This window comes from Actinobacillus minor NM305 (assembly GCF_000175195.1).
Lineage (GTDB): Bacteria > Pseudomonadota > Gammaproteobacteria > Enterobacterales > Pasteurellaceae > Haemophilus_A > Haemophilus_A minor.
Window position 1 is genome coordinate 36,147 of sequence record NZ_ACQL01000097.1, and the last position, 13,575, is coordinate 49,721.

The window sequence follows — 13,575 nt, forward strand, 5'->3', positions numbered from 1 at the left end:
CGTTATATAAGCTCAATTAAAGCTTGCAACTCAGGCAATCTTACCATCAAATGCCCCTAATAAATAGCAAAAAACCGCCCTAAAAGCGGTTTTTACAATTCAGATCACTTGATTTCTTTTACAATCAATTCCTGCTTATTCAGTACCACCGAACCGGCAGGAATATCCTTATGCACCACGCAACCCGCACCAATCACACAATGATCGCCAATAGTTACCCCCTTCAAAATCACCACATTCGAACCAATCCAGCAATGTTTCCCAATTTTTATCGGTGCCATATAGAAAATATTGCCTTCGATTTTCTCTTGGTCATATTTATGGTTGTGATCGTACATTCTCACCCCTTCGCCAATTAAAGTATGATCGCCTATCTCAATTTCTTGTAAGCAGTTAATACTGGAATAGCTGTTAATAAAAACATTATTGCCAATCAATAACTTAGCATTATTTGAAACTAAAATAGTAACAAAATCCCTTAATTCGCTATTCTCGCCATAACTAACCTGTGCGGCATTTGGGTTTATCTTAAATAGACAATATTGTCCGTGTCTAATTGTCGATTGTTGGGTATTATCTTGCATTCTATCCGTCCTTACAAATTAAATGACAGGCTTAATGATCTAAATATAAATAATTTTTCCAACTATTCATACGCAGCAAAACCTTACGCATCATCGCTAAATGATGGGCGTGTTCCGTATAAACTGCCACTTCTGCGGTTGTGCCGTAAGGCAGTTGATATTCGGACATATCCTCTTTTAATTTCAACACCACTAATGGCATCGCTTCGTTATCAATAAAACGGCGGGTATAAAGCGTTCCGTTTGCTTGTAATTCGTGTTCGCCGATAGCAGGTAAAACGCCAATCACTTCCGCTTTAAAAACCCGCCCCGGAATGGCCGGGAACGCAAGCTCCGCTTCATTACCGGCTTTTAAACGTAAAAGCAAATAAAGTGCGCATTTAACCACAGTTCGACATAATAAACAACGAGCAAAAGAAACTCTTATAAACTTAACCTGCCATTTGGCATTATCAATTTATAAGAGGACTTTACTATGAAAAAATCAACACTTTCTCAGCAGTTATTTTCTCAATATTTCAGCGACTGGGTCGCAACCTATAAGGAAGGGGCAATTCGGTTAGTTACAATGAAAAAGTATCGTTCTACGTTACATTGGATTGAAACCCTTGCACCGAAATTGCGAGTTGGCGATTTAAGCCGCATTACTTATCAAAAACTGCTCAATGATTACGCTCAAACCCACGAACGCCAGACGACAATGGATTTTCATCATCAACTCAAAGGAGCGATTTTGGACGCTGTTGATGAAGGTTTATTGGACACCGATCCCACTCGTAAGGCGATTATCAAAGGCAAAGCTCCAAAAAGCAAAAAGATCAAATATCTCAACCAATTTGAACTGCAAGCCTTGCTTAACAGCCTTGAATTAGAGCAAAAAATCAATTGGGATTGGTTTATTTTATTGGTTGCCAAAACAGGAATGCGATTTTCGGAGGCGCTTGCCATTACGCCGGAAGATTTTGATTTTGCACATCAAACCTTGCAGGTCAATAAAACGTGGAATTACAAAGAAAAAGGTGGATTTTCACCAACAAAAAACCGCTCTTCTATTCGTAAAATTCAGCTGGATTGGCAAACGGTTATTCAATTTTCTCAACTGATCAAAGACCTACCACCAGATAAACCCATTTTCCCTTGCGATACCGCAATCTATAACTCAACCATTAACGGTATGTTGGCAAGAATTTGCCGAAAAGCTAAAGTTTCCACTATTTCTATTCACGGGTTACGCCATACACACGCATCATTATTGCTCTTTGCTGGCGTATCTATTGCGAGTGTAGCACGGCGATTAGGTCATTCCAGTATGACAACCACGCAACACACCTATTTACACATTATTCAAGAATTGGAAAATCAAGACACGGACATCGTAATGCGACATTTGGCAGGGCTTTGTTAAAATTTTGAGGCACTCAGCGTGGTGTCCTAGAGCGATGACAAACCCTATACGAGCCGTATAGGGTTACTTAATCTGAGCCGCTCTGCGGCTCTTCCTTTCAGCCCCAGCGGGGCTGGGTTTAACGAACCTAGCACGGCTCGTGCTAGGTAGTTTCTCAAAGATGAACTTTGTCAGCAATCTGGGACACCCAGCTTGGTGCCCCTATTTTCATTGCGGCCTATTTTAACGCCTTATCTTGCCAAAATAATATGCTCAATTTCTGTTTTAATCTTTTCTCGCAAATAACCTTTCAATTTTAACGGATTGGGATTGTCGTTTGGTTTTTCTTGCACAAATTGTGCTGTAACCAACGTTTGATCTGCGGTTTTGATCAAATTATCTAACAAACCAAAATCTTTCCAGTCATCTTTACCCAAAACGTGATGTGCTTGTAATTTCTGGAAACTTGTCCGATCTAAACCGAAAAGAGCAATAAAATCGCTAACCGTAGATTGTTCTGCATTGGCTCGATATTGATCTAATAAAACCTCAAAATTATCGACTTGCTTGATTTTACCTGATTTCACATCGGCTAAAATACGCTCTGCGTGCAAGCGGTCGTTTTCTCTTAATTGATTGAAAAGCGGCAAAATATGGGCTTCTAAGGCTTGAGCTTGCTCTGCTTGTTCCGTAGCTTGAGCTTGAGCTAAATCATTCAATAATTTCATTAAATAGGTTTTATCAATCACCAGCGTATCGCCCGAAACCAACATCGGATCAATGTCGAATTTCGGTTTTTTCGCACTCGGATCACGGTTTGCCTTATCCAAATCCGCATAGCGTGCTTGCAACTCGTGATATTGGGCTTCACTAAAAGCCAATTTTTGTGCTTCTTCTACTTTATCCCAACTCACACCTTGCTGACGTAACGCAATCATTGTTTTTTCCAATTCATTGAAAAACTTCGCAAACTGTTTTTGTGCTTCTTCATCTTTCGGTAATTTGGAAAAATCAGACAAAATCTCACCGCTTGTTAAATCCGTTTTTTCAGGGAAAAGGCGACAAATATCGGCAAAAGTGCGGTTAATTTTGACTAAGTTTTCTTCTTTGCTTGGCACGAAAAATGCCCCAGCCTCTTTTTTATTGGAATAGAGTTTAAACGCCGTTTCAATATTTTTTTCCATTCGAATTGGCGTACGGAAATATTCGATAATCCCTTGCGGTTTATCGTTATTTAAAATACGGTTTGTGCGAGAAAATGCCTGAATTAAATTCGCATAGTCAAGGGTTTTATCTAAATATAAGGTATTCACATAAGGGGCATCAAAACCTGTTAATAACTGCCACACCACAATCACTAAATCTAATTGTTTTTCAGGCTCTTCGGTGGTGATTTTTTTATATTCTTCACGGCGAGCCAAACGGTTCATTAAATCTTCTTTATATTGTGGCACGGTATCCAAGCCAAAATGCGTGCCAAATTGTTGATTATAATGAATAATCGCCTGTTCTAATTCTGTCGTATCTTCAAAACTGCCTTCGTCATAATCGCCATTCGGATCGTAAATCACCGCAATTTTTAACCCCAAATGATTTTGTTTTAAAGCATTAAAATAACAGTTTGCCGAACGAATATCATTGACGGCTAACATTGCCGAAAATTTACGGTTATAAGAATTTTGCAACCAAGTCTCTAAAATATGTTTAGCAACCTGCTCGACCCACTCTGGTTTATCATAAAAAGATTTGGATAACTCTTGCTCAATCTCTAAATCAGACACTTTTTTCGGATCAAGCCAATCACGATACACTTCGCCATAGCTATCATCCTTCCAAAGAGCAACCTCATTTCGTAATTTCTTTTTCGGAATAGGGAAATTTTGACGGACTTCAAACCCCAACACGTTTTTATCTAAAATCCCGTCTGCAACAGAATAAATATGCAAAGGATTGCCGAATAAATCTGCGGTTTTGGTGTTAGCTTGTTCATCAAGTAAAATCGGTGTGCCGGTAAACCCAAACCAAACCGCTGTCGGATAATGCTGACGAATACGCATCAACATTTCGCCCGATGTCGAGCGGTGTGCCTCATCGACAATAAAAACAATGTTAGTTTTAGCTAGCTTTTGTTGCTTACCCAGTTTCGCTACGTTATCCATTTTCTGAATACTGGTCACGATTAAACGCTGTTTTGGATCTAAAAGTGCGGTCAATAATTTATGTGAATTTTTCGTGGCGGTTACATCGTCTTCATCATCAACAAAACCGCTATATTCATTGACAGTCTGTTTCACTAATTCATTACGATCTGCCAAAAAGACTACTTTATCCACCTGCTTTAATTCGCTAGCAAGTTGAGCTGTTTTAAACGAAGTCATCGTTTTGCCCGAGCCTGTGGTATGCCAAATATAACCGCCTAAGAAATCCTGCTCTGAACCGTTAAATTGACATTTCTGCAAACGGGATAAAATCTGCTCTACTGCATAAATTTGGTAAGAACGCAACACCTTTAATACGCCTTTTGGCTTATCGGCAATGGTATAAAGCGACATCAATTTATGCCCCATCGGCACCCTTAAAGCGTGTTTAATGAATTGGCTACTTTCATCAATTCTTTTATTATCGAAATCCGCCCAACCAAAACAAAACGTAGGGTTAAAACTACGATGATCCGTTGGTCTGGCAAAATAACGCGACTCATCGCCATTTAAAATGCCAAAGATTTGCACCAAAGAATAAAAATTACCAAAATCCCCATTTGCCATATAATCCCGAATTTGCCAATAAGCATTAGATAAGCTTACCCCTTCACGCTTTAACTCTAAATGAATAACGGGAATACCTGAAATCAGTAGCGTAACATCAAAACGGTGATCTCGCCCTGTCGCTCGATTTTTCTTACGGGTAATTTGATTAACCACTTCATAGCTATTTTTACCGCCTGCCACATCATGCGACCAAAAGCACTCCAAAATAATATCGTTCTTAACCCCATTTAACACCCGAGAAATCATTACTTGCCCCGTAGAAAGAAAACGGGCTGCCTCAAGCGGTGAATTTATCGCAAAAATTTGCGATTTAATTTGCTCAAACTCGTCATCAGTTAATGGCTGGTCTTTTAATCGCTCAATATTGCGTTGATATAAAATATCACGCCAATGAGCAAGCAAAGTCTCTTCGGTGGTATGACTTAAATCAGGGCGATAGCGCCAACCATTATCTTCAAGGGAACGGATAACTGACTGTTCAAAGGCTAATTCTGAGGTGGATTTTGGCATAAAAATGATTTCCTTAATTCTTATAGTCTCTCTTTGGCTTTATTATAGGCTTCAAGCCGTTCTCTTTTTCCATTCCTTTAACGCTCTCGGATCAAATTCCAATTCATAACTCATCGAACGTTACCTTAATTCCTTTTTGTGGATTAGCTAAACGATAACGAACGGTTTCAAGTAACTCATTTTCTTCAGTTGTAATAACCGCTTGTTTTATAGGTAAGCAATGATTTTGGCTAATATATTGAAAGTAAAGGCGTATTGCTTCGCTAGGAGAAATGTTAAGCTGTTCTAGAACAGCATAGGTTTGCTGTTTTAAATTTTCATCTAATCGCACGTTTAATGTTGCCATAAAGCCCCCTTTTGTAATGCAAAACGTAATACATTATAAATAAGTCCAAGATAACTGCAAGTTCTTCTATTAGCTTATTTCACAAACATTTTTTCTAAACAAGCGGCTTTAATTTGTTGATATTTTGCTAATTCTTTCTGATGAAGAGCGATAGTTTCATCAAGCTGTTTAAAGAAGTTGCCGATGGTGGTTTGTTCTTCTTTGCTCTTTGGTATTATTACATTTAAATTTTCTACATCTTTGCCATTAAAAGATGGTAATGCTCCAACTTGAGATAATTGAGGTAAATATATAGTATCAAATAAAGTTTTACAGAAATAATAGTCCCATTGTTCATTTAAAATATAAGCCATTGTATTATTATCAATAAGAAAAGAGTTTAAAACCAGTCTCTTACGATCTAATAATAATGCAGCTCCGACTTTAGCAAATATAATTGCTGGAATGCTATTTATCACTTTCCATCTATTCTTTAAGATCTGTTCTTCTGATACATAATTATTAGAAGTAACCATAATTAACTCATTTCCTATCAAAGTCATATCAGACACTTTATAGAATGGAATACCTTTTTTTCTTCCTTGTTCACGTTCAGGAAAACCTATTCCTGATTGGCAATAGCCTACCTCCCCCAACTTTCGCTGTTCCCAAGCGTTTTTATTTTCATTTTGAATTTGTATGTATTTTGTACTAAAAATATTTTCTAAGTACGCTGTTTTTAAATTCTGAAATTTAATGCAATTACGCCGATGAAGAGCGATAGTTTCATCAAGCTGTTTAAAGAAGTTACCGATGGCGGTTTGTTCTTCTATTTTAGGACACAAAAAGTTAAAATTTCTCAAAGTATCTAAACTAAGGAACTTTTGAGTGTTCCCAGTATTTTTCTGAAAAATATAATTGTTAAAAGTCGAGCTCTTCAAAAGCTGTACTAAAAATATATTCTTTAGTTCCTCTTTCTCTTTTATTAAACCAACATTTTTTATAGCATAGCCGCTCTTATCAACTAAAATAGGATTACCAATTGTCCCTATTAACCCTAATAATATATCTCCCTCATCAACTTTGGAACGTTTATTGATTTCATTAAAATCACAAAGGGAAATAAAAGATACATCTGATAAATCTAATCCATATTCTGTTAGATTCTTAGATGTAACAAGAGGATATCCTGTTTCATAGTAATTTGGTGAGCTATGAGTACCATCTCTCACATCAGCTGCATCCCCCAACTTTCGCTGTTCCCAAAAGTAAGTCTTGTGCTTTAATCTTATAAATTTTATTCAAGTAAAATCATATACTTACAAAAATAACAAAATGACTACATCCCTAAAAACTGCACTTTCGCTTTAGAAAAATAATTGTTTTAAATTAAAAAAGAAAAGAGCGGTTAAATTTGTTTTATTTTTTGCAAAATAAGAGAGAAATTTAACCGCTTTTGAGATATATGCTTTACATAAAAATATTAAATAAACATCTTTTCTAGGTATGCTTGTTTAATTTTTTTATATTTTTCAACTTCTCGTTGATGAAGAGCGATAGTGTCGTCCAGCTGTTTAAAGAAGTTGCCAATTTTCTGTTGTTCTTCTGAGCTTGGAAGAAAAATATCAATTTTTTCAATCTCACTTTTATTTATTTTCTTAGGAAAAGCAATATGTAGTGTACGTTTCCATATATCGCTTTGAACGCTAGATGATGATATTGCTGTAGCGAGAAAAAATGAATGTATTCCCTTTGGCTTTAATAAAGCCAAGCTAACGTAATAAGCAACTTTATGATCTGAAAGAACAACATTGGCTGTACCTACATCCCCAATTCTTGTCATTAATACATCACCTTTTCTAGGAAAATTCTTAAACTCCTTTTTAAAATCAACTTCTGAAATAAATTTATTAGAAGATAATGTTTTTATATCTTCAACGCTTAGAAACATTACACCTTTATCTGTGTATTTAGGTGTCTGGTGAGTACCATCAAAAATATCAACAACTTCCCCCAACTTTCGCTGTTCCCAAGCGTCCGTAAAATTAGGAAATCTTAGCTCTGGGAATTGCTCATTTTCCTTTGGAAACATTTTTTCAAGGTATGAAATCTTTAACTTTTGGTACTTTTCTAGCGCTCTTTGATGAAGAGCGATAGTGTCATCAAGCTGTTTAAAGAAGTTACCGATGGCGGTTTGTTCTTTTTGTTCTTTTGGGATAGAAATCAGAGTCTTTTTAATATCGTTAGAATTTATTGCATCAAATGTTGAACCAGTACTTAAAGCATTCCAATATCCATCAATTTTCATTTTACTTAGAATTTGGTAGATAAATTCATTTCCTTTGATTGCACAAACACCCCGTCCTAGAACGACATCATAATCAGTTTTAGCCATATCGCCAACAGGAGCTCTAACACTCATAATCAGATCATTTTTCTTTCCAATTTTAGTTATTTGTGTAGTCCATATTCTTGGAAAAACTTTCCCGTTTTTTATATCAGCATTTCCTTGTACAAGGATATGATCTTTCGGATTATTAGTATAATTTCCTGAATTTGGAGATTGTCCCATAACAATTTCAGCTATCTCCCCCAACTTTCGCTGTTCCCAATCATCAGTGAACCCTGCAAAGCGGATTTCTGGTACACATTTTTTTTGCTCTTTCATCGTGTTTACCCCAACAATTTCGCCATTGCCCAAAAAGCCTCTTCCGCTTGTTTGCGTTGTGCTTGAATTTCGTCCAAAGTTTCTTTGTAACGTTCATCTAAGGCTTTAATCTGATTTGCTACATTTCTTGAATAGGAATGGGCAATATTTTCCAGCTCGACAATCAGCGCATTTAGCCATTTTTGTTCTAATAACTGGCGAATATCTTGCAACGTTAATTGTACAAATTGGGCTTCCACTTTTTCATCAAAACGTGGCTCTTCTCGTTTAAGTTGCTCTTTGGCTTGTTTCACACCTTGTGAAAGGGCTTGAATTTGTTGCAAGCGGTCAAATTTTTCCGATAATTCGCTTTCAGTCCATTCTAAAGCCGATTGTTCCGCCCAATCTTTTAGAGCAGAAATCGCTTTTTGTGCATTGCTTTTTGCCGTTTTCACGATATTTTCAAGTTGCGCAATATCATCTTCGTTTTCAATACCGCCGGTTAATTCCGTTTGATGTTCTGTTAAGGTTTCTTCATCATTGCTAATTTGCTGTTTTATTTCATCTAAGGCATTTTTTTCTGTTGCGAAGAAATAATCAGCAATCAATGCTTTAGAGAAAATAGCGCCTGTTTTGCCGTCTTCTACCTCTTCTTTACCTTTGGTAACAAGATTTGGTACTAAAGTGCGGGCATATTCAAAGCCGTTTTCAGCAAAAGCGGTTAAATCGTTGTTGATTTGTGTATCCCAATTATCGACAAAAAGTTGATAGGCTTCGTAAGGGTCAGTAAAGCTAGATGTTTCAAATTGTTGGAAAAGTGCGTTTTCCAATTTGTCAAAAATCGGTAAAATTTCACCGCTTGCAACAGGATTTTCGCCTAGCAGTTGTGCTACAACGTTCTGTTTCCATTGCTCAATGCCTCGATGCGTTTTTGCAATAAAGGCTTGATAATCACTATCTTGCTCAATGGTATTAAAAATCTCTTCTGCCTTAATGTTTAAGGTTGAAAAGCCTGTGCGTAATGGGCTAAATAAGGTTTTTCTTAAGGTAGGGAATGCCTGCCAGAAGTCACTAAATTGATCAATATCTTCATCGGGAATACCGCCATTAAGATGAGCATCAATATTTTGACTTTCGTTTTTTGATACTGGGGTAATGTAGCGTGGAATGTTTAAATTAAACTGATTACTTTCAATTTCAGTGAGATCTGCTAAATGACTAAAACCAGCTCGTACCTCACGTTTTCGATAAACATCAAGGATTTTCTTAATATCTCGCTCACGCAATACATTGCTGTTCTTCTCTTTTCTGAACCCTTGAGAGGCATCAATAAACAGCACGTTATTATGTTTTGGCTGTTTGCGTAAAATCATTACGATTGTTGGAATACCTGTGTTAGTAAAAATACCCGCTGGCAAGCCAATAATGGCATCAATTTGACGGCGTTGTAATAATTTTGTACGGATTTTTTCTTCTTCATTACCACGGAAAAGTACGCCGTGCGGTAATACAATCGCCATAATGCCATCAGATTTTAAGTGATAGAGTGAATGAAGTAAGAAAGCATAATCTGCTTTAGTGGCTGGGGCTGTGCCGTATTCTTTAAAACGAACATCTTTATCCGCTCGTTCAGTATCCCATTTTGCAGAGTATGGCGGATTTGCGACCACACAATCCACAAAAAGAGGGGTATCTTCGCCATTGATTTCGCCATAAGGCCAGTCGCTTTTTAGTGTGTCGGCATTACGCAAAATCATATTGGCTGGTTTCACACCTCGCATTAACAGGTTCATTCGAGCAATGTTGTAGGTAGTGTTGTTTTCTTCTTGCCCGAAAAACTGGATATTATCACGATGTTCATTGCGATTAACCGCTTCGCTTACGGTCAATAAAAGCGAGCCAGAACCGGCCGTAGGATCGTAAACAGCACATTGTTCTTTTTGACGTAATTCATCTGCCACAATTTCCGCCATAATGCGAGAAACTTGGTGAGGCGTGTAGAACTCGCCTGCTTTTTTACCTGATGCCATTGCAAATTGGGCAATCAAATACTCATAGATATAACCAAATACATCATATTCAGAGTTATCGGTAATTTTAATCCCGTTTAAAAGCTCAATTAATTTTTTAACCGCACTTTCTTTGTCGCTCAAATTTTTCCCTAATTTTTCAGAGGTTAAATTGAGATCAGAAAATACGCCTTCAAAATCATCTTTTTGGCTGTCGTAGAGATTTTCATTAAAATGATTGATTGCGTCTGTAACGTGCGACAATTTCCATTTATTTTCGCTGATATTCACAATCCAAGTACGATATAAATCCTCTTGAGCAATAAAATAACCTAAATCTTCTTTAATGGTTTCAATGCTATCGCTATCCAGCTCTTCAAAACTCACTTCATTTTGAACTAAATAATTTTCTTGATGTTCAGAGAGAAATTTATAGAAAAGAAAACCGAGAATGTAGTTTTTATATTCTGACGCGTCCATTTTGCCACGCAAATCATTTGCTGACGCCCAAAGTGTTGCTGCAAGTTGTTGTTTGTTCATTATATCGCCTAATTTGTCAAGTGGATTTAGGCGTTAGTGTATCAAAAGAAACTATCGCTCGACTACAGCGAAAGTGGATATTAGGTGTAAAAAATCCCAATATATTATTGGGATTGGTTATAAAACCCAATTTTTATTCGAAGAATAAAAAAAATAACGGCATAACGAGAAACCATTATGCCGTTAAATTTGTAGGGGCAAATGACATTTGCCCTAATATCAATAGATTAAATCGAACGTTTAATCTCAACCACCTCGAATACCTCGATTTGGTCGCCGACTTTCACATCGTTGTAGTTTTTCACGCCAATACCACATTCCATACCGTTACGTACTTCTGAAACGTCGTCTTTGAAACGGCGGAGAGATTCTAACTCGCCCTCAAAAATCACCACGTTGTCACGCAACACACGGATTGGGTTGTTACGTTTTACAACACCTTCGGTTACCATACAACCTGCGATTGCACCAAATTTCGGATGGCGGAAGACATCACGAACTTCTGCCAAGCCGATGATTTCTTGCTTGAATTCAGGTTGTAACATACCGCTCATTGCTGCTTTGATTTCGTTTAATAATTCATAAATGATTGAATAATAACGTAAATCAATGTTTTCCGTTTCGATTATACGACGTGCTGATGCATCGGCACGAACATTGAAGCCCACAATAATGGCATTGGATGCGGCGGCTAAAGTTGCATCGGTTTCAGTAATACCACCTACACCAGAACCGACTACTTTCACTTTTACTTCATCTGTTGAAAGCTCTGCTAATGCTTGGCAAATCGCTTCAACCGAACCTTGTACGTCTGCTTTAACGATAACGTTAAGCTCTGCCACATCACCTGCGGTCATATTGCTGAACATATTTTCCAGTTTCGCTTTTTGCTGACGAGCAAGTTTCACTTCACGGAATTTACCTTGACGATATAACGCTACTTCACGTGCTTTTTTCTCATCACGTACAACAGTTGCTTCATCACCTGCGGCTGGTACGCCTGAAAGACCTAATACTTCCACAGGAATTGATGGGCCTGCTGATTCAATGTCTTTACCATTTTCATCGCGCATTGCACGAACACGACCATACTCGAAACCACAAAGTACGATGTCGCCTTTGTTCAATGTGCCTGATTGAACAAGAATGGTTGCAACCGGACCACGACCTTTATCAAGGTAAGATTCGATAACAACACCGCTTGCCATACCTTCTTTCACTGCAGTAAGCTCTAACACTTCTGATTGAAGTAAAATCGCTTCAAGTAATTCATCAATACCCAAGCCTTTTTTCGCTGATACAGGTACAAACTGAACATCACCACCGAATTTCTCAGAAATTACTTCGTGTTGAAGTAACTCTTGCTCGACACGATCTGGGTTTGCTTCCGGTTTATCAATTTTGTTTACCGCAACCACAATCGGCGCACCAGCTGCTTTCGCGTGTTGGATTGCTTCAATGGTTTGTGGCATTACGCCATCGTCTGCCGCCACTACGAGAACAACGATATCCGTTGCTTTCGCACCACGCGCACGCATTGAGGTAAATGCCGCGTGTCCCGGTGTATCTAAGAAGGTAATCATCTTACCGTCATCGGTTTCAACGTGATATGCACCGATGTGCTGAGTAATACCACCCGCCTCACCTGCTGCTACTTTCGCTTTACGAATGTAGTCTAATAATGAGGTTTTACCATGGTCAACGTGTCCCATAATGGTAACAACTGGCGCACGAGTAACTTGTTCAGCGTGTAAATCACGGTCTTCTAAAATAGCCTCTTCAAGTTCATTTTCTTTACGAATAATGACTTTATGTCCCATCTCTTCAGCAACAAGTTGAGCAGTTTCTTGGTCGATAACTTGGTTGATTGTTACCATTTCCCCCATTTTCATCATGGTTTTAATGATTTCTGTTGCTTTTACTGCCATTTTATTCGCAAGTTCTGCAACGGTAATGGTTTCGCCAAGAACAACATCCGCTTTAACCACTTGAGCCGGTTTAGTAAAGGCTTGCTGTAAAGCAGCACCTTTTTTACCGTTTTTACCTTTACCTTTTTGGTCTTTCTGGTTACGGCGATCAGCATTACGTTCATTTTTATCGTCTTCACGACCTTTTTTCGCTTTTGCTACACCCGTCTTACCATTACGACCACGATTACCTTCGCTACGGCGATCATTATCGCGATCTGCATCACGTGCATAGCTAGAGGTAAAGCGATCATCTTCATAATCATCATTACCGTTGTCCATAGCCTCTTCACGTTCAATTTCAGCTAAACGGCGAGCATTTTCTGCGGCACGTTTTGCATCCATTTCTGCTTTTTGACGTGCAAGTTCTTCTTGTTTACGGCGAAGTTCTGCTTCTTCTTTTTTCTTCGCTTCTTTTTCAGGATCAATCGCTTTCTCTTGTTTTGGCTGTTCTGCTTTTGGCGCTACCGCTTTTGGTTTGCTGTTTGGCATAACCGGTACGCTATGTACAGCCTTTTTAGCCGCTTCTTGTTTTTCAGCTTCTTTTTTTGCTGCTTCTTCTTTAGCTTTTGCTTCTTGAGCTGCTTTCTCTGCAGCCTCTTTCGCTGCACGTTCCGCGGCTTCTTTTTCTGCTTTTTCTTTAGCAGCTTGTTCCGCGGCTAATTTTGCTTCCGCTTCTGCTTTTTCTTTTAACGCTTTCGCATCAATTTTTACTTTTTTCTCTTTTACTTCAACCGCTTTTGTTTTACCCGCTGTTGTTGTCGCACTTACTTTGTTAGTTTTACGTGCTCCGCCTAATGAAAGCGTTTTTTTCTCTGTTTGTTCTGTCATTACAAATTCC

The 13,575-nt window shown here is 38.1% G+C and carries 9 protein-coding genes; 1 reads left to right on the plus strand and 8 read right to left on the minus strand.

Features of this window, described 5'->3' with window-relative positions; all coding sequences use genetic code 11:
* Positions 1 to 104: 104 nt before the first annotated feature.
* Positions 105 to 584 (minus strand): acyltransferase, encoded by a 480-nt coding sequence (locus tag AM305_RS12960; protein WP_005824119.1) that lies wholly within the window; start codon positions 582 to 584, stop codon positions 105 to 107.
* Between the two features lie 31 nt (positions 585 to 615).
* A complete protein-coding gene (locus tag AM305_RS06080) occupies positions 616 to 951 on the minus strand; it encodes a hypothetical protein (RefSeq protein ID WP_005824120.1) in 336 nt (111 codons plus the stop codon).
* A 108-nt stretch (positions 952 to 1,059) separates the two neighbouring features.
* Here AM305_RS06080 and AM305_RS06085 point away from each other — a divergent pair, with 108 nt between their 5' ends.
* Positions 1,060 to 1,989, plus strand: a complete 930-nt coding sequence (locus AM305_RS06085; RefSeq protein WP_005824123.1) for a site-specific integrase — start codon at positions 1,060 to 1,062, stop codon at positions 1,987 to 1,989.
* Between the two features lie 230 nt (positions 1,990 to 2,219).
* Here AM305_RS06085 and AM305_RS06090 read toward each other — a convergent pair whose 3' ends face one another.
* The 6 genes from AM305_RS06090 to infB form a co-directional block, all read right to left on the minus strand.
* The gene (locus AM305_RS06090) at positions 2,220 to 5,246 is read right to left on the minus strand and encodes a type I restriction endonuclease subunit R, EcoR124 family (protein WP_005824125.1); all 3,027 of its coding nucleotides are present in this window, start codon (positions 5,244 to 5,246) and stop codon (positions 2,220 to 2,222) included.
* A gap of 103 nt (positions 5,247 to 5,349) precedes the next feature.
* Entirely contained in the window at positions 5,350 to 5,592 is a 243-nt protein-coding gene (locus AM305_RS06095; RefSeq protein WP_005824127.1) for a type II toxin-antitoxin system RelB/DinJ family antitoxin, read from the minus strand.
* Between the two features lie 74 nt (positions 5,593 to 5,666).
* Positions 5,667 to 6,872: a restriction endonuclease subunit S gene (locus tag AM305_RS06100; protein WP_337442885.1), complete on the minus strand. Its 1,206-nt coding sequence runs from the start codon at positions 6,870 to 6,872 to the stop codon at positions 5,667 to 5,669.
* A 182-nt stretch (positions 6,873 to 7,054) separates the two neighbouring features.
* The gene (locus tag AM305_RS06105) at positions 7,055 to 8,272 is read right to left on the minus strand and encodes a restriction endonuclease subunit S (RefSeq protein ID WP_237698378.1); all 1,218 of its coding nucleotides are present in this window, start codon (positions 8,270 to 8,272) and stop codon (positions 7,055 to 7,057) included.
* Positions 8,245 to 10,767: a type I restriction-modification system subunit M gene (locus AM305_RS06110; RefSeq protein WP_005824133.1), complete on the minus strand. Its 2,523-nt coding sequence runs from the start codon at positions 10,765 to 10,767 to the stop codon at positions 8,245 to 8,247. The genes AM305_RS06105 and AM305_RS06110 overlap by 28 nt, the downstream gene beginning before the upstream one ends.
* A 227-nt stretch (positions 10,768 to 10,994) precedes the next feature.
* Entirely contained in the window at positions 10,995 to 13,565 is a 2,571-nt protein-coding gene (infB, locus tag AM305_RS06115; RefSeq protein ID WP_005824135.1) for a translation initiation factor IF-2, read from the minus strand.
* Between the last annotated feature and the right edge of the window lie 10 nt (positions 13,566 to 13,575).